16 protein-coding genes are annotated in these 16,915 nt (G+C 60.5%); 12 read left to right on the forward strand and 4 right to left on the reverse strand.

Features of this window, described 5'->3' with window-relative positions:
* Nucleotides 1–11: 11 nt before the first annotated feature.
* Nucleotides 12–1,070 carry a phosphorylcholine phosphatase gene (locus tag JOE33_RS16025; protein ID WP_096130491.1) on the reverse strand — a complete coding sequence of 353 codons (1,059 nt, stop codon included), beginning with the start codon at nt 1,068–1,070 and terminating at the stop codon, nt 12–14.
* 190 nt (nt 1,071–1,260) lie between these two features.
* Nucleotides 1,261–1,773 (reverse strand): dihydrofolate reductase, encoded by a 513-nt coding sequence (locus JOE33_RS16030; RefSeq protein ID WP_032612310.1) that lies wholly within the window; start codon nt 1,771–1,773, stop codon nt 1,261–1,263.
* Nucleotides 1,774–1,882: 109 nt separating this feature from the next.
* On the opposite strand from JOE33_RS16030, the gene JOE33_RS16035 reads away from it, so the two are divergent.
* The 10 genes from JOE33_RS16035 to JOE33_RS16080 all read left to right on the forward strand — a co-directional run bounded on the left by JOE33_RS16035 (nt 1,883) and on the right by JOE33_RS16080 (nt 13,032).
* Entirely contained in the window at nt 1,883–3,262 is a 1,380-nt protein-coding gene (locus tag JOE33_RS16035; RefSeq protein ID WP_122528865.1) for a DUF2868 domain-containing protein, read from the forward strand.
* Nucleotides 3,255–4,643, forward strand: coding sequence for a GTPase/DUF3482 domain-containing protein (locus JOE33_RS16040; RefSeq protein ID WP_187625322.1), 1,389 nt, complete (start codon nt 3,255–3,257; stop codon nt 4,641–4,643). Before JOE33_RS16035 ends, JOE33_RS16040 begins: the two co-directional genes overlap by 8 nt.
* 453 nt (nt 4,644–5,096) lie before the next feature.
* The gene (gene betI / locus JOE33_RS16045; protein ID WP_002555619.1) at nt 5,097–5,690 is read left to right on the forward strand and encodes a transcriptional regulator BetI; all 594 of its coding nucleotides are present in this window, start codon (nt 5,097–5,099) and stop codon (nt 5,688–5,690) included.
* Nucleotides 5,691–5,792: 102 nt separating this feature from the next.
* Nucleotides 5,793–7,265 carry a betaine-aldehyde dehydrogenase gene (betB, locus tag JOE33_RS16050; RefSeq protein ID WP_096244392.1) on the forward strand — a complete coding sequence of 491 codons (1,473 nt, stop codon included), beginning with the start codon at nt 5,793–5,795 and terminating at the stop codon, nt 7,263–7,265.
* A gap of 140 nt (nt 7,266–7,405) precedes the next feature.
* Entirely contained in the window at nt 7,406–9,112 is a 1,707-nt protein-coding gene (gene betA / locus JOE33_RS16055; RefSeq protein WP_010432379.1) for a choline dehydrogenase, read from the forward strand.
* Between the two features lie 288 nt (nt 9,113–9,400).
* A complete protein-coding gene (locus JOE33_RS16060) occupies nt 9,401–9,919 on the forward strand; it encodes an RNA polymerase sigma factor (protein WP_010432377.1) in 519 nt (172 codons plus the stop codon).
* Nucleotides 9,916–10,899: a FecR family protein gene (locus tag JOE33_RS16065; RefSeq protein ID WP_187625323.1), complete on the forward strand. Its 984-nt coding sequence runs from the start codon at nt 9,916–9,918 to the stop codon at nt 10,897–10,899. The genes JOE33_RS16060 and JOE33_RS16065 overlap by 4 nt, the downstream gene beginning before the upstream one ends.
* A gap of 121 nt (nt 10,900–11,020) precedes the next feature.
* On the forward strand, nt 11,021–12,154 hold the full coding sequence (locus tag JOE33_RS16070) for a PepSY-associated TM helix domain-containing protein (RefSeq protein WP_010432370.1): 1,134 nt from the start codon (nt 11,021–11,023) through the stop codon (nt 12,152–12,154).
* Entirely contained in the window at nt 12,151–12,333 is a 183-nt protein-coding gene (locus JOE33_RS16075) for a hypothetical protein (RefSeq protein WP_010432367.1), read from the forward strand. Before JOE33_RS16070 ends, JOE33_RS16075 begins: the two co-directional genes overlap by 4 nt.
* A gap of 69 nt (nt 12,334–12,402) precedes the next feature.
* Nucleotides 12,403–13,032, forward strand: a complete 630-nt coding sequence (locus tag JOE33_RS16080; RefSeq protein WP_187625324.1) for a glutathione S-transferase family protein — start codon at nt 12,403–12,405, stop codon at nt 13,030–13,032.
* Nucleotides 13,033–13,590: 558 nt separating this feature from the next.
* On the opposite strand, the gene JOE33_RS16085 is transcribed toward JOE33_RS16080, so the two are convergent.
* Nucleotides 13,591–14,094, reverse strand: coding sequence for an ATP-dependent zinc protease (locus JOE33_RS16085; RefSeq protein WP_010435849.1), 504 nt, complete (start codon nt 14,092–14,094; stop codon nt 13,591–13,593).
* A 193-nt stretch (nt 14,095–14,287) separates the two neighbouring features.
* On the opposite strand from JOE33_RS16085, the gene JOE33_RS16090 reads away from it, so the two are divergent.
* Nucleotides 14,288–15,181 (forward strand): acyltransferase, encoded by an 894-nt coding sequence (locus tag JOE33_RS16090; RefSeq protein ID WP_032612291.1) that lies wholly within the window; start codon nt 14,288–14,290, stop codon nt 15,179–15,181.
* Between the two features lie 71 nt (nt 15,182–15,252).
* A complete protein-coding gene (locus tag JOE33_RS16095; RefSeq protein ID WP_187625325.1) occupies nt 15,253–16,317 on the forward strand; it encodes an RHS repeat-associated core domain-containing protein in 1,065 nt (354 codons plus the stop codon).
* On the opposite strand, the gene JOE33_RS16100 is transcribed toward JOE33_RS16095, so the two are convergent.
* Entirely contained in the window at nt 16,297–16,860 is a 564-nt protein-coding gene (locus tag JOE33_RS16100) for a DUF2780 domain-containing protein (RefSeq protein ID WP_122578999.1), read from the reverse strand. The two genes, JOE33_RS16095 and JOE33_RS16100, sit on opposite strands and share 21 nt — an antisense overlap.
* Between the last annotated feature and the right edge of the window lie 55 nt (nt 16,861–16,915).

The raw sequence follows: 16,915 nt of genomic DNA on the forward strand, positions 1-16,915 counted from the left end.
TGCCGTGTCGCTTACTGAATCTCGTCCGGCTTGACGATCACCCAGTTCTTGTCTGCCGTGACCGGCAGCTTCTCCCTGGCCTGAGCGTCGGCGTTGTCCTTGATCATGCCGTTAAGCTGGGTCATGTATTTGTCCTTGCGGTTGATCCACAAGTGCACGCCGCCCTTGCTTACATCGACGCTGTGAAACAGCATGTAGCCGTCGCTGGTCGGGGTATCGCCGCCGACCAGGACCGGTTTCTTCCACTGATCGATGTAAGTCAGAATAGCCGCCTGCTTGCCCGCCATCCAGGTTGCCGGGGTCCACAGATACGGCGTCAGCTCCAGGCCCATGTTGCTTTTCGGATCGTATTTGCCCGCCGTGATCTGCTTGCGTGCGGTGGTCAGCTCGCCTGTCTTGCGGTCTTTCAACAGGGTCGAAACGCCTATCACGTTCTGCGGTTTGACGTTGTAGCCGTACTTCGGATCTGCAGCGACCATGCGTACCAGCTCTTCGGACGCCGCGGTCATCACATACACCTCGATGCCGTTTTCCATCAGCTTGTTGTACAGCTCGGTCTGCCCGGTGAAGACCCGCGGCGGCTCGACATTGAGCTGCTTGACGGTGTCGCCGTCGTAGTAGGTCGCAGGGATCGGCTTTTTCAGGGCCATCAGCTCATCGACGTAGCCCTTGAGCTCCTGAAGCGTAAAGCCGGAAAACACCTGCGCGACCCACGGGTAGCAGACCATGTCGTCTATTTCGCAAAGGCGATAGTAGTAGCTGAACAGGCTTTCCTTGTGCTCGGCGGTGTCTTTGAAGGGGATCAGCTTCAGCGACGGATCGAGTGTTTCCCGGGTGATCAGGCCTTTGTTTTCCATGTAAGGCAGCAGCGACTCTTCGAGGTCGAAGCGGTAACTGGTGTTGTCCATGTCGAAGACTGCGTAATTGCCCTTGTTGGCGTTCGCCGCAATCATTGCGTCGAGCGCCTTGGCGGCAGGCTCGGGCCAATGTTTCAATTCGGTGGCTGCGATAGCCTGGCTGGCGAGCCCGAAGCAGACGGCAGCGGCCAACAGTTTTGGCACGAGTTTCATAGGCAATTTCCCCTTGTCGAAAAAACGAAGGGGCAGACCGTAACAAATTATTGTGAAGGCAAAAGTACGTCAGCGACCTGAAAAAAGCCAAATGACGCCGTTTGCCCCTTTATTTGCGACAGTGAAACCAAAAACGACACTTTTATTGCAGTTTTTCGTCAACGGCCGCAATTGCGCCAAAAGTTGTTGATCAGACGCGTTCCCAGACTTCGAAGTTGTAAGCCGGCTTGTCATCGACGGCGGCGTTTTCGCTGTTGGATACCAGCGCCCACTGCGCCGTATCGAATTCCGGAAACCACGCGTCGCCGTCAGGGCTCAGCGCCACGCGAGTCAGGTACAGGCGATCGGCCTGAGGGAGGCCCTGGGCGTAAAGCTGCGCGCCGCCGATCAGCATCACCTCGTCGACACCCTGTTCCTGCGCCCACTGCTCGGCACGCACGACGGCGGCGTCCAGCGAAGCGAAGACTTCCGCGCCTTCAAGCTGCAGGTCAGTCTGGCGGCTGACCACCAGGTTGAGACGGCCGGGCAGCGGGCGGCCCAACGAATCCCAGGTCTTGCGACCCATGATGATCGGCTTGCCGAGCGTCGTTGCCTTGAAGTATTTGAAATCCCCCGGCAAATGCCAGGGCATGGAATTGTCGACGCCAATCACTCGGTTTTCACCAAGGGCGGCAATCAGGCTGAGGGGGAGATGAGTTTTCATGCCGCGAGGATATCAGAGGTCGCCGGGCAGGCGAATGAACTGACATGCGCCGTGCTCAGTCCCATGACTGCGGTTATGCTCACCGCTGAATTCAATCAAGAGACACTGTGTGACTGCACTGACCCCCCTCGATACCCTCTGGCTGACCGAAGCCGTGCGCCTGCGTGAACAACAGGCCGGCGTGCTGGATGATCAGGAAGCCAATCGCCGTGCCCGCGCTGCCGGAGGCGACCTGACTGCGCGCATTACCCATCGCGCCCTCGGCTTGGCGCAGCGCGACGGCATGCTGGGCGCATTGCAGCACTGGAAGCAAGGCGCGCGGCTGGCGTTGATTGCGCTGGCGGTGCTCTCGGTCATCAGTGGCGCGGGCCTGGCGTTCGCCGCAATGGGCGACGGGCAGGCACCGGTCAATGTGTTCTGGGCGCTGGGCAGTCTGCTGGGGCTGAACCTTGTGCTGTTGCTGACCTGGGCGCTGGGCCTGATCTTCGCCGGGCGCAGTAACACCGGGCTGGGCCGGGTGTGGCTGTGGCTGAGTGAGAAACTCGCGCGTGACGCCCAGGCCGCGCAACTCGCTCCCGCACTGGTTTTGCTGTTGCAACGCCAGCGCCTGAATCGCTGGGCGCTCGGGCTGGTGGTGCACAGCCTGTGGCTGCTGGCGTTACTCAGTGCGCTGGTGCTGCTGTTGATGCTGATGGCGACCCGACGCTACGGGTTTGTCTGGGAAACCACCATTCTGAGCAGCGATACGTTCGTCAGCCTTACCCGGACACTCAGTACGATCCCGGCCTGGCTGGGGTTCAGCGTGCCGGACGAAACCATGATCCGTGCCAGCGGCAATGGTGCGCTGAGTATCGACAATGCCCGTCAGGCCTGGGCGGCCTGGCTGGTGGGTGTGCTGCTGGTGTACGGCATCGTGCCGCGTCTGTTGCTGGCCGGGTTCTGCCTGTGGCGCTGGAAGCAGGGGCGGGCAGCGCTGCGTCTCGATCTGGATTTGCCTGAATACCTTGAATTGCGTGAGCGCCTGATGCCCAGCAGCGAGCGCCTGGGTGTCAACGATGCTGAACCTGCTGCGCTGCATCAGGTGCAGCCCAGCGCAGGGACGACCGAAAGCGACGGCGCGCTGCTGGTGGCCATCGAGCTGGATGATCAGCAGGTCTGGCCGCCAGCGTTACCGTCTGGTGTTGCCGATGCAGGCGTTCTCGACAGCCGTGAGTCGCGCCACAAGCTATTGGAGCAACTGACCCAGTATCCGCCTGCGCGCATGGTGATCGCCTGCGACCCGCGCCGCTCGCCGGACCGTGGCAGTCTGGCGTTGATCGCCGAACTGGCGCGCTGCGCCGGTGCAGCGCGCATCTGGCTGCTGCCCGCGCCTGCCGGGCAGAGGCTTGACCCGGAGCGCCTCGGCGACTGGCACCTGGCGCTGGATCAATTGCAGTTGCCGCACGCCGACAGTGCGCCCTTGAACTGGCTGGAGACAGGCCATGAATGAAGCAGACAGCAGTCGTGCGATCAAGCTGGCGGTGGTCGGTCACACCAATGTCGGCAAGACCTCGCTGCTGCGTACCCTGACGGGCGACGTAAGTTTCGGCGAAGTGTCCCATCGTCCCAGCACGACTCGCCATGTCGAGGGCGCGCGCCTTTCTGTTGACGGCGAGGCATTGGTCGAGCTGTACGACACGCCTGGCCTGGAAGATGCTATCGCGCTGCTTGATTATCTGGAGCGCCTGGACCGTCCCGGCGAGCGTCTGGACGGGCCTGCACGACTGGCGCGTTTTCTGGAGGGCAGCGAGGCACGCCAGCGTTTTGAGCAAGAGGCCAAGGTCATGCGCCAGTTGCTCGACTCGGACGCGGGGCTGTATATCATCGATGCGCGTGAGCCGGTGCTGGCCAAATACCGTGACGAGCTGGCGGTATTGGCGAGCTGTGGCAAACCACTGCTGCCGGTTCTGAATTTCGTCAGCGCGCAGCAGCACCGCGAGCCGGAGTGGCGCGAAGCGCTTTCACGGTTGGGCCTGCATGCGCTGGTGCGTTTCGACAGCGTGGCGCCACCGGAAGACGGCGGCCGTCGGCTGTATGAAAGCCTGGCGCTGTTGCTGGAAAGCGCGCGGCCGCGGCTCGAACGGCTGATTGATGATCAGGAAAAACAGCGCACAGCCAAGCGCCACAGCGCTGCTCGCCTGATCGCCGAACTGCTGATTGATTGCGCAGCTTGCCGGCGCAGTGTCGAAACCACCGCCGACCAGGAGCAGCAGGCTGTGGAAGCGCTGCGCAAGGCGGTTCGGCAGCGCGAACAGCAGTGTGTTGAGGCGCTGCTCAAGCTGTATGCGTTTCGCAAGGATGATGTGTCCAGCAGTGATTTGCCGTTGATGGACGGTCGTTGGGGCGATGACCTGTTCAACCCGGAAACCCTGAAGTTGATGGGCGTGCGCGTTGGCGGCGGTGTGGCGGCTGGCGCGGCGGCCGGGGCAGGGGTCGACCTGATGGTTGGTGGCGTAACGCTGGGTGCTGCTGCGCTGGTCGGGGCGATTGCCGGTGGTGCGTTATCCACAGCGCGCAGCTACGGAGGCCGGTTGCTTGGCAAGTTCAAGGGGCGCAGAGAATTGACCGTCGACGATGCGGTACTGCGCCTGCTCGCACTGCGTCAGCGCCATTTGCTGCTGGCGCTGGGTGTCAGAGGCCATGCTGCCCTGCACAGCATCGAACTGACCACACCGCAGGACAAGACCTGGCGCAAAGGCAAAATCCCCGAGCCGCTGTCACGCGCCCGCGCCCACCCGCAGTGGTCGACGCTCAACCCGCAGCCCAGACCGAATCAGGGCGAGAGGCAGGAAGCAATCGATGAACTGGCTGACGTGGTGTTGCAGGATTGAGCGTTGTCGACGCTCAAGATCGGACGCAGAGCGTCCAGAACGGCATACCGACGCAGAGCGTCGCACGATAGTTGAGGTTATCGTTCCTCACGCTCCAGCGTGGGAATGCCTGTCGTGACGCTCCGCGTCACAAATCTGCGCCGCACCGCACGCTCAAGATCGGACGCAGAGCGTCCAGAACGGCATACCGACGCAGAGCGTCGGCACGATAGTTACAGAACCCATCGTTCCGCACGCTCCAGTGTGGGAATGCCTTGCGTGACGCTCCGCGTCACAAAATCTGCGCCGCACCGAACCCCGATCACCCCCGCCATCAAGCGCTTTTCAACGTGCCGATTGCCGCTAAAACTGGCCATTGATTTTTTATTGATTGATCGTTCAATAAAAAATCTTTAGACTGGTCTCGTCTTTTCGCTACAACGATCACTGCAGATACCCGGGAGAATCGCGCCAATGCCCAAGGTCGGAATGCAACCCATCCGCCGCCAACAGTTGATCCAGGCCACGCTGACTGCGGTCGATCAGGTCGGTATGGGCGATGCCAGCATTGCTCTCATTGCGCGACTGGCAGGCGTGTCCAACGGCATCATCAGTCACTATTTTCAGGACAAGAACGGCCTGATCGCTGCCACGATGCGGCACCTGATGAACGCCTTGATCCAGAACGTCCGCGAACGCCGTCAGGCGCTGACCGAAGACAGCCCCAGGGCTCACCTGCAAGTGATCATCGAAGGTAACTTCGACGCCAGTCAGGTCAGCGGCCCGGCCATGAAAACCTGGCTGGCCTTCTGGGCGACCAGCATGCATCACCCTTCGCTGCACCGATTGCAGCGTATCAACGACCACCGTTTGTATTCGAACCTGTGCTGTCAGTTCCGCCGCACCTTGCCACTGGAACAGGCACGCAGCGCCGCCCGCGGGCTGGCAGCCCTGATAGACGGGTTGTGGCTGAGAGGCGCGCTGTCAGGCGATGCATTCGACACCGAGCAAGCGCAACGGATCGCTTACGAGTACATGGATTTTCAATTGGCGAAATCGGCGAGCTGAGGCTTTCGAAGCCCTCACCGAACGACTGTATGAGCCTGTTGCCGGACAAACCCCGGCACACTGAAATCAGTCATCGCCCCCCACTGAATTTGCGAGGACTTTATGGCCCGTTTTGAACTGCAGAAACTTTACATCGATGGCGGTTATGTCGATGCCAGCAACCCTGAAACCTTCGACGCCATAAACCCGGCGAACGGCGAAGTTCTGGCGCAGATCCAGCGTGCCGGTAAGGACGACGTCGAGCGCGCCGTCGTCGCTGCCGAAAAGGGCCAGAAAATCTGGGCCGCCATGACTGCGGTCGAGCGTTCGCGCATTCTGCGCCGTGCCGTCGACATCCTGCGTGAGCGCAACGATGAACTGGCCGCTCTTGAAACACTGGACACCGGCAAGGCCATCTCCGAAACCCGCTACGTGGATATCGTGACCGGCGCCGATGTGCTGGAGTACTACGCAGGTCTGGTGCCGGCCATCGAAGGCGAGCAGATCCCGTTGCGCGATTCTTCATTCGTATACACCCGCCGCGAACCGCTGGGTGTGGTGGCCGGTATTGGCGCATGGAACTACCCGATCCAGATCGCACTGTGGAAATCCGCCCCGGCGCTGGCGGCGGGTAATGCGATGATCTTCAAGCCGAGTGAAGTCACTTCGCTGACCACTCTGAAGCTGGCAGAAATCTACACCGAAGCGGGCGTACCGAACGGCGTATTCAACGTGCTCACCGGCAGCGGCCGTGAAGTCGGCACCTGGATCACCGAACACCCGCGCATCGAGAAAGTCTCCTTCACCGGCGGTACCGACACCGGCAAGAAAGTCATGGCCAGCGCCTCGAGCTCGTCGCTCAAGGAAGTGACCATGGAACTGGGCGGCAAGTCACCGCTGATCGTGTTTGACGACGCCGATCTGGACCGTGCCGCCGACATCGCGATGATGGCCAACTTCTACAGCTCCGGTCAGGTCTGCACCAACGGCACCCGCGTGTTCGTGCCGAACGGCCTGAAGGCCGAGTTCGAAGCGAAGATCCTCGAGCGTGTGAAGCGCATTCGCGCCGGCAACCCTGAAGACGAGAACATCAATTTCGGCCCTCTGGTCAGCTTCGAGCACATGGAAAGCGTGCTGGGCTATATCGCCAAGGGCAAAGAGCAGGGCGCACGTCTGTTGTGCGGCGGCGATCGCCTGACCGGCGGTGTGTTCGACAAGGGCGCGTTCGTTGCGCCGACCGTGTTCACCGACTGCACCGACGACATGACCATCGTGCGTGAAGAAATCTTCGGCCCGGTGATGAGCATCCTCGGTTACGACAGCGAAGATGAAGTGGTGCGCCGTGCCAACGATACCGACTTCGGTCTGGCTGCAGGCATCGTGACCCGCGACCTGAACCGCGCCCACCGCGTGATTCATCTGCTGGAAGCCGGTATCTGCTGGATCAACGCCTGGGGCGAGTCGGCGGCACAAATGCCGGTCGGCGGTTACAAGCAGTCGGGTGTCGGCCGTGAGAACGGCATCAGCTCGCTGGCCCAGTACACGCGCATCAAGTCGGTACAGATCGAACTGGGCGATTACGCCTCGGTTTTCTAAACACGGTTTCAGTGGCAAGCGGCAGGCCTCAAGCAGACGCACTCAAAAGCTGCCTGCCGCACCCCATTTTCACGAGTATCGCCTGGCTGCTTCTGCTTGCGGCCAAGGCTTGAAACTCGCAGCTCTATGAGGGAGCCTCTATGACGACTCAATCCGAATACGACTACATCATCATTGGTGCCGGCTCGGCCGGTAACACCCTGGCAGCCCGTCTCACCGAAGACGCAGGCGTCACCGTTCTGCTGCTCGAAGCCGGTGGCCCGGACTACCGTCTGGATTTCCGTACCCAGATGCCTGCCGCCCTGGCATTCCCGCTGCAGGGCCGTCGCTACAACTGGGCCTACGAGACCGAGCCAGAGCCGCACATGAACAACCGCCGGATGGAATGCGGTCGCGGTAAAGGCCTGGGCGGCTCGTCGCTGATCAACGGCATGTGCTACATCCGCGGCAACGCGATGGACTACGATGGCTGGGCCAAGGAGCCGGGTCTCGAAGACTGGAGCTACCTCGACTGCCTGCCGTACTTCCGCAAGGCCGAGACCCGCGACATCGGCCCGAATGACTACCACGGTGGTGAAGGTCCGGTCAGCGTTGCCACACCCAAGGCGGGCAACAATCCGCTGTTCCACGCGATGGTCGAGGCGGGCGTGCAGGCCGGCTTCCCACGCACTGACGACCTCAACGGTTATCAGCAGGAAGGTTTCGGTCCGATGGACCGCACCGTGACGCCTAACGGTCGTCGCGCCAGTACCGCCCGTGGTTATCTGGACGAGGCCAAGAAGCGCCCGACCCTGACCATCGTCACTCACGCACTGACCGACCGCATCCTGTTCGAAGACAAGCGCGCCGTTGGCGTGGCGTACCTGGTGGGCGACAGCGACACCCGCATCCAGGCCCGTGCCCGCAAGGAAGTGCTGCTGTGTGGCGGCGCGATCGCTTCGCCACAGATTCTCCAGCGTTCCGGCGTCGGCCCGGCCGAAGTGCTGAACAAACTCGATATTCCGGTGGTACATGACCTGCCGGGCGTTGGCCAGAACCTTCAGGATCACCTGGAGATGTACCTGCAGTACGCCTGCACCCAGCCGGTGTCGCTGTATCCTTCGCTGAAGTGGTGGAACCAGCCTGCTATCGGTGCCGAGTGGATGTTCCTCGGTACAGGTATCGGTGCGAGCAATCAGTTTGAAGCTGGTGGTTTCATTCGCTCCAGTGAAGCGTTCGAATGGCCGAACATTCAGTACCACTTCCTGCCGGTCGCGATTAACTACAACGGCACCAAGGGCGTTCAGGAGCATGGTTTCCAGGCTCACGTCGGCTCCATGCGTTCGCCGAGCCGTGGTCGTGTGCAGGTCAAATCCAAAGACCCGCGCGAGTACCCGAGCATCCTGTTCAACTACATGGCCAGCGAGCAGGATTGGCAGGAGTTTCGCGACGGCATCCGCCTGACTCGCGAGATCATGCAGCAACCGGCACTTGACCCGTACCGTGGCCGCGAAATCAGCCCCGGCATCGACGTGCAGTCCGACGAGGCGCTGGACCAGTTCGTGCGTGAGCATGCCGAAACGGCTTATCACCCGTCCTGCTCGTGCAAGATGGGCACCGACGAAATGGCGGTTGTCGATGGCCAGGGTCGTGTGCATGGCCTGCAAAGCCTGCGCGTGGTCGATGCCTCGATCATGCCGATCATCACCACCGGTAACCTGAATGCACCGACGATCATGATCGCCGAGAAAATCGCCGACAAGATCCGCGGTCGCCAGCCGCTGCCACGCAGCACTGCCGACTACTTCGTCGCAGGCGACAAGCCAGCGCGCGGCAAGCCGCTGCGCGAGATCAGCCACCAGGCCTGATCTGCCGACCAGGCGTCCTCACGGGACGCCTTTTGTTGTGCATGCTCCAGTGTGGAATGCATTTCGCACTGGAGCACTGGCACGGTAGTTACAAGATTCTCGTTCCTCACGCTCCAGTGTGGGAATGCATTTCCCGACGCTCCGCGCCGCAATGGATGCGGAGCATAGTTACGAGCGCCGACTCGATTCAGACCCTCCTCCCGACAGACGCGAATTGCCACTACCCCTCCGCTCTGCCACAATCGCGAATGATTCTCTTTAGTTAGAACTTTCTCATCGAGGCCATTCGTGTCGTCAGTCCCAAGCACTCATAGCGAGATCGTTGGTGCGCTGTATCGCGATCATCGCGGCTGGCTGCTGGCCTGGCTCAGACGCAATGTCGCCTGCCCGCAACGTGCTCAGGATTTGAGTCAGGACACGTTCGTGCGCTTGCTGGGGCGCCATGAATTGCTTGCGCCCAGAGAACCGCGTGCGTTCCTGGCAACCGTCGCCAAAGGGTTGATGTTCGACCACTTCCGACGTGCTGCGCTGGAGCAGGCTTATCTCGGGGAATTGATGCAGGTGCCCGAGGCCGAGCAGCCCTCTCCGGAAGAGCAGATGCTGATTCTGGAAGACCTCAAGGCCATCGACCGCATGCTCGGCACCCTGTCCAGCAAGGCGCGGGCAGCCTTTCTGTACAGTCGCCTCGACGCGATGGGGCACGCTGAAATTGCCGAGCGACTGGGCGTTTCGGTCTCGCGTGTCAGGCAATACCTGGCTCAGGCCATGCGTCAGTGCTACGTGGCGCTCTACGGTGAGCCGACGTGAACACCAGACCGGTCTCTGCCCGAGTGCTCGATGCGGCCATCCAGTGGCAACTGAATATGGACGGCAACGGCGGCAATGACGCCGAGCTGGCGCGCTGGTTGGCCGCTGACGAAGAGCATGCCCGGGCCTGGAGCCAGTTGGGGATGGTCAATCAGCGCTTTGCTTTGCCCGCGGGTCCGGCACGCAAGGCATTGCAACAATCACCGGGTGCCCTGCGACACAGTTTGCGCACGCTCGGTGGCGGTCTGGCCGGAGTGTTCATGGCCTTGGGCCTGGCATTGTTCGTCGGCGACCGCTATCTGCCGATGGATTACTGGCTTGCCGACCAGCGCACCGCCACCGGTGAACAGCGCGACGTGCGTCTGGCGGACAACACGCTGATTCGCCTAAACACCCACAGCGCAATCGATGTGCGCTTCGATGCGCAGCAACGTCGGGTCATTCTGCAGGACGGTGAAATATTGGTGCAGACCGGCGATCATGACGACCCGCGGCCCTTCATCGTCGAGACAGCGGATGGAAAGATGCGCGCCCTGGGTACGCGTTTTCTGGTCCGACGCGAGTCCGATGGAACACTGCTCAGCGTGTTGCAATCGGCGGTTGTCGCCGAGCCGCGCAACGCCTCTGGTGAACAGGTTTTGCGCGAGGGCCAACAGGTTCTGCTGACCCGCAACGGACTTGGCCCTTTGCTTGGCCTGCCCTCCGGCGTCGACGCCTGGACGCGCGGCATGCTGGTGGTGGACAACGCGCGACTGGCAGACATGCTCGCTGAACTGGGGCGTTACCGGACAGGACACCTGGGCGTCGACCCGAAGGTGGCTGATCTGCGGGTGACCGGCACCTTCCCGTTGACTGATACCGACCTGGCGCTCAAGGCGCTGCTGCCGACCTTGCCTGTGCAGATCGAGCAGCACACTGCGTGGTGGGTGTCCGTGCTGCCCAGGGATCAACAGCCCGGTAATCCTCCGGCAAAACTCTGAAACATACCCGTTCATGCAGACAGCGGATCGCCCTGACACTTTTTCGGTTTCGAGCGGCTTAGTCTTACAAGTCATTTCGGGGACGCGCTCAGCGCTGCGTCTCTTCGTCTGTGGATAAACCATGAAAAGCCAAACCGTGCGCCGCTGGTCCATCGTGCATACCTGGAGCAGCCTGATTTGCACCCTGTTCCTGTTGATGCTGGCGGTCACCGGCCTGCCGCTGATCTTTCATCATGAAATCGATCATCTGCTGGGCGACGCTCCGCATTACAAGGAGATGCCTGCCGACACGCCACGCCTGGACCTGGAGCAATTGGCCAGGGCTGCCGAAGCGCATCGCCCCGGCGAGGTGATGCAGTATTTCGGCTGGGACGACGAAGACCCCAATGGTGTAATGGCAATCACCGCTGCAACCGCCGGCACCGAGCCCAACTCCTCGCACACCTTCGCTCTTGATGCGCGCACCGGTGAGGCACTGGAGATGCCTTCTGCCAACGGTGGCTTCATGATGGTCATGCTGCGCCTGCATGTAGACATGTACGCCAATCTGCCCGGCAAGCTGTTGCTGGCGTTCATGGGCCTGCTGTTTGTGGTGGCGATCGTTTCCGGGACCGTGTTGTATGCGCCGTTCATGCGCAAGCTGGAGTTCGGTCAGGTGCGGGTCAATAAATCCACGCGCACGCGCTGGCTGGACCTGCACAACCTGATCGGCGTAGTGACATTGACCTGGGCGCTGGTGGTCGGCGTGACCGGGGTGATCAGCGCCTGTGCCGACCTGCTTATCGCTTCCTGGCGCAATGACGCGCTGGCCACCATGATCGCCCCTTACAAGGATGCGCCACCGTTGACCCAGCGGGCTCCGGCAACTCGCTTGCTGGAGATTGCCGAATCCGCTGCGCCCGGCATGCAGGCCGATTTCATCGCCTTCCCCGGCACGCGCTTCTCCAGCGAGCATCATTACGCAGTGTTCCTCAAGGGCAATACGCACCTGACTGCGCACCTCGCCACGCCGGTGCTGATCGACGCGCAGAGCCTGCAAGTCACTGCCGTGGTCGAACGTCCCTGGTACATGGATGCACTGGGCATGTCGCAACCTCTGCATTTCGGCGATTACGGCGGCATGCCGATGAAGATTCTCTGGGCAGTGCTGGATGTGCTGACCATCATCGTACTCGGCAGCGGCGTTTATCTGTGGTGGGTCAGGCGTCGCGCCGCGCGCTCGGTAAGCGTTGTTCAGGCTCAGGTGGCGCGATGAGCTCCAGGCCATCGCGATTCTGGAAGACCTTTGCGATACCCGCCGTCATAGCGCTGCTTATCGGCATAGGGCTCTTCGCGGCGCTGCTGGGTGACGGCTGGTGGGATACGCTGGCGTGGCTGGGGATGGGGGCGGCTGCCCTGTTGAGTATCAGGGGCTTGCTGATACGGCGCGGCTGATTGAAACGCTGATTGCAGACGCGCCACAGGCTGACTAGTCTAGGATCCTGTCTCATTCGAGGAATACCCATGTCAGCGCCCACGATGACGTTGTACTTCAACGCGGCTTCACCTTTCGCCCGCAAAGTTATGGTGATGCTGCATGAAACCGCTCAGCTCGATCGTGTCGAGTTTCAGAGCACAGTGCTGACACCGGTCAGCCCGTCTGCCGAGCTCAATGAAGACAACCCGGCCGGCAAGCTCCCCGCGTTAAGGCTGGCCGACGGCAATGTCATTCATGACAGCCGGGTGATTCTTGATTATCTCGACCATCAGCACGTGGGCCTGCCACTGATCCCCCGCGAAGGTTCGGCACGCTGGAGGCGCCTGACCCTGGCCTCGCTGGCCGATGCGGTGCTGGATGCTGCGGTGCTGATCCGCTACGAAACCGCCTTGCGTCCGCAGGAAAAACACTGGGACCAGTGGCTGGACAATCAGCAGCAGAAGATTGAACGCTCGCTGCAGTACTTCGAAAGCAACGCGATCACCGAGCTCAGCAGTTCCTTCGATGTCGCATCGATCAGCGTCGCTGCTGCACTCGGCTATCTGGATTTCCGCCAGCCGGATCTCAACTGGCGCAGCACCTATCCGCGCCTGGCCGCCTGGTACCTGGACGTCAGTCAACGGCCATCGATGATCGCGACCCAGCCGCCGGTCTGAGTCAATCTGCGCCGCGCCGCACAGTCAAGACAGGACGCAGAGCGTCCAGAAATGCATACCCACGCGGAGCATGGGCACGATAGTGTTCTTGCGGGCGGCTATCGTTCCTCACGCTCCAGCGTGGGAATGCAGTTCTCGACGCTCTGCGTCACAGATCTGCGCCGCGCCGCACAGTCAAGACAGGACGCGGAGCGTCCAGAGATGCATACCTACGCGGAGCATGGGCACGATAGTGTTCTTGCGGGCGGCTATCGTTCCTCACGCTCCAGCGTGGGAATGCTGTGGGTGACGCTCTGCGTCACAGATCTGCGCCGCGCCGCACAGTCAAGACAGGACGCGGAGCGTCCAGAGATGCATACCTACGCGGAGCATGGGCACGATAGTGTTCTTGCGGGCGGCTATCGTTCCTCACGCTCCAGCGTGGGAATGCTGTGGGTGGCGCTCTGCGTCACAGATCTGCGCCACACCGCACAGTCAAGACAGGACGCAAAGCGTCCAGAAATGCATACCCACGCGGAGCATGGGCACGATAGTGTTCTTGCGGGCGCTTATCGTTCCTCAGCAATCAGGCTCGTCAGCGGTATAACGACGGGCCGGATTGACCGCGGCGTCGAACTCACGCAGTGCCTTGGCACCGATCAACAGCGGGAAGTTGAAGTGGCTGCGGTCCACCAGGTTGACCTCGACCGTACGCTTCTTGTCGCCCAGGCACAGTTCCAGGTCAACGACCGGGCGCTTGGCAGGGTTGATGCCTTCATCTTCATCGTCGTCACCTTCGGCGCGTCCCTTGATCTTGCTGATTCGCGAGACCTTGTGCTCGTACACCTTATTGTCCGCACCCTTGGTTGCCAGGCGGAAACGTACCCAGTCATCGCCATCGCGTTTGAACAATTCAATGTCCTTTGCCGACAGCGAGGCGGTCAGTGCGCCGGTGTCCATCTTGGCTTTGAAGGTCTGGCCTATTTCCGCAACCTTGATGTTCTCGTAGCGACCATACAACGTCGGTTCAGCAGCCATGACCGGCAGGGCCAGCAAAGACAATAGCGCCAGGATCGGTTTCACGTGGGAGGTTCCTCGCAATAGTCAGCGCCCGATTGGCGCCCGGGTTTAGACAGCGAACCTGCAGTAGGTTCGTCGTGATAAATGTGACGTCAGCATAAAGGTCGCGACGTGAAACATTTGTAAGCACCTGTGTAATTGGCGTAAAACGCGTGGGTCTTTATTATTGCCGCCCCTGAACCTTCAAGAGTCCGTCATGCGCCGTCTGCTCACCGGCTGTTTTGTTGCCTTGCTGTTACTGATCAATACGCTGGTGCTTATTGGCCCGCTATTGATTTTTGCGTTGCTCAAGCTGCTGTTCAGAGGCCGGATGCGCGATCGCTGTTCAGCTGCAGTGATGTGGATCGCTGAAACCTGGGCCGAGGTCGACAAGGTCATCTTTGCCATCTGCACACCCACGCAGTGGGACATTCGTGGCGATGAAGGGCTGCGTGGTGACACTTCCTACCTGGTCATCAGCAATCATCAGTCGTGGGTGGATATTCCCGCGCTGGTCCAGGCACTCAACCGGCGCACGCCGTTCTTCAAGTTCTTCCTGAAAAAAGAACTGATCTGGGTGCCGCTGTTGGGGCTTGCGTGGTGGGGGCTGGACTACCCGTTCATGAAGCGCTACAGCAAGGCTTTTCTGGAAAGGCACCCTGAACTCAAGGGCAAGGACCTGGAAATTACCAAGGCCGCCTGCGAGCTGTTCAAACGCCAGCCAGTGACTATCGTCAACTACCTGGAAGGCACGCGCTTCACTCCGGCCAAACATGCCGCTCAGGGCTCGCCTCATACCTATCTGCTCAAGCCCAAGGCCGGCGGCGTTGCCTTCGTGCTGGCGGCGATGGGCGAGCAACTGGATGCCATTCTGGATGTCACGGTTGTGTATCCCGGCTCAGGCATTCCCGGTTTCTGGGACATGTTGTGCGGTCGGGTCTCCAGAGTGATCGTCGATATCAGGACCCGCGAGCTGGACCCCGCACTGTGGCAGGGCGACTACGAGAACGACCCTGTGTTTCGCGAGAAAGTGCAGGGTTGGGTCAATCAGCTCTGGGTCGAGAAAGATGCGCGTATTGCGGCATTGCGGCTGGATCTGGCGGGGCACTGACATTTCTGACAGGTAGACGAGACTCAAACGGCGGATGAAACTGGCCTTCAGTTCTGCGAGAGGCCACTTCCATGTTGACGCTCAACTCTTCTCCACTTGGCACCTACCGCTACGACGCGCTGGACCGGCTGTCTTACATAGCGCCTGCTGGACAGGCGTCTATCAGCCGATTCTATCGGGAGAGCCGTCTGACTACCTCCATACAGGGCGCCTCTCACCATTCTGTTGTTCAGACAGAAGACCTCTTACTGGCGTTGCGCCGCGTTGACTCCGGTCAGGTTCTGTTCGATGTGCTTGCCACTGATCAACAGCACTCAGTGCTGTGCAGCATCGAGGCCACGCAAGACACGGCATTCGCCTACAGCCCCTACGGTTTTAGACCTTCGCAAACGGCGTCACAGGGTACTCCTGGTTTTACCGGGCAGATGCTTGACCCGCTAACGGGGCATTACGGCCTGGGAAATGGCATTCGGGCATACAACCCGAAGCTGATGCGCTTCAACTGTCCGGATACGCTCAGCCCATTTGGTGCGGGTGGACTGAACAGCTACGCCTACTGTGTTGGAGATCCTGTGAACTACAGTGATCCGACGGGGCATTGGCCTCTGAGGATGCTGGCAATGGCATTTACGCGCGCTAGAAATTTTCGTGTACCCGCGACATTGACAGTAAACGTGGACGAAGTGATGGAGACATCTCGTCAGGCCATGACGAGAAATGCTGATTTTTCAGGAGAAGTGACGGGCGTCAGAAAATATCTTGGGCAGAACCTTGGTGAACTTGATAAGCACAATGCGTTTATCAATAAACTTGATTCCGTTAATGACAACCTTGCCAGCCATCTCAATGACGCTCTTTCGCAATCACATGCCGACTACTACTTGGGAATAGCTCGTAAAGTGCATGCTGGAGAACTGAGCAATACCGGCGCCCATGTGGCGGCAGCCGAGAAATGGATGCCACAAATTCTTGATCCACGCACCCGCTCGGACGGTATCGTCGGCACCACTTTCAATCTGGGAGGTGCGTTTGGCGAGGGCGTGAATGATCACAGACTCTATAAAACCGGATCGGCATTAACCGGGAGCGCCAGACGCAAAGCCCTGGATATCAGATTAACTGCCGGCACCCCATAACCCACTCAAACTCTGCAACGCCGAACCACTGGCGCCTTGCTGTCCCAGGTATTGCAGAATCAGCGGGGCAAACTGGCTGACCATTGTGCTGTCCATGCCCAACGCCTTGAAGGCGTTATTCACATCACCCATGCTCTGCACGTTGCCCAGTGCGCTGTTGAGCATCGAGCTATTGCCCGACTTGCCACCCAGCAGGCTGCCCAGCCCGTTGGCGCCGCCCAGGCTGTCCAGCGCGGACGTACCGGACATTTGCTCAAGGCCCGGGACCGACTTGGCCAACTGCGAGTAATCGGTGTTGGTCAGTTTGTTCTTCGCCAGCCCGAGCAGCGCGCCTGTCCCGCCAACCGCCTGTTCCGGGGTGACATTGAGCTGCGTACCGAGGGTATTGAGCAGCCCCGCGACTTCGGGTGCCGCCGTGGCTTTCTGATTGCCATTGGTGGCGTTGGAGACCGCATTCGCTGCGTCATTCAGATTGAAGGCGAATGCAGGGCTTGCAGCCACGGCCATCAACGTTGCCAAAGCCATTACGCGTGCAGTTTTCATTGCGTCACCTTTATCGAAACGGGACCGCCCGTGAGTGGGCGATGAAGCAGAGGCT

Source organism: Pseudomonas sp. PvP027, assembly GCF_017833005.1.
Lineage (GTDB): Bacteria > Pseudomonadota > Gammaproteobacteria > Pseudomonadales > Pseudomonadaceae > Aquipseudomonas > Aquipseudomonas congelans.

Bases quoted from the DNA above. Each gene is read 5' to 3' on its own strand.
- JOE33_RS16025 (WP_096130491.1), bottom strand. From the start codon at position 1,070: ATGAAACTCGTGCCAAAACTGTTGGCCGCTGCCGTCTGCTTCGGGCTC.
- JOE33_RS16030 (WP_032612310.1), bottom strand. From the start codon at position 1,773: ATGAAAACTCATCTCCCCCTCAGCCTGATTGCCGCCCTTGGTGAAAAC.
- JOE33_RS16040 (WP_187625322.1), top strand. From the start codon at position 3,255: ATGAATGAAGCAGACAGCAGTCGTGCGATCAAGCTGGCGGTGGTCGGT.
- betI (WP_002555619.1), top strand. From the start codon at position 5,097: ATGCCCAAGGTCGGAATGCAACCCATCCGCCGCCAACAGTTGATCCAG.
- betB (WP_096244392.1), top strand. From the start codon at position 5,793: ATGGCCCGTTTTGAACTGCAGAAACTTTACATCGATGGCGGTTATGTC.
- betA (WP_010432379.1), top strand. From the start codon at position 7,406: ATGACGACTCAATCCGAATACGACTACATCATCATTGGTGCCGGCTCG.
- JOE33_RS16070 (WP_010432370.1), top strand. From the start codon at position 11,021: ATGAAAAGCCAAACCGTGCGCCGCTGGTCCATCGTGCATACCTGGAGC.
- JOE33_RS16075 (WP_010432367.1), top strand. From the start codon at position 12,151: ATGAGCTCCAGGCCATCGCGATTCTGGAAGACCTTTGCGATACCCGCC.
- JOE33_RS16080 (WP_187625324.1), top strand. From the start codon at position 12,403: ATGTCAGCGCCCACGATGACGTTGTACTTCAACGCGGCTTCACCTTTC.
- JOE33_RS16090 (WP_032612291.1), top strand. From the start codon at position 14,288: ATGCGCCGTCTGCTCACCGGCTGTTTTGTTGCCTTGCTGTTACTGATC.
- JOE33_RS16095 (WP_187625325.1), top strand. From the start codon at position 15,253: ATGTTGACGCTCAACTCTTCTCCACTTGGCACCTACCGCTACGACGCG.
- JOE33_RS16100 (WP_122578999.1), bottom strand. From the start codon at position 16,860: ATGAAAACTGCACGCGTAATGGCTTTGGCAACGTTGATGGCCGTGGCT.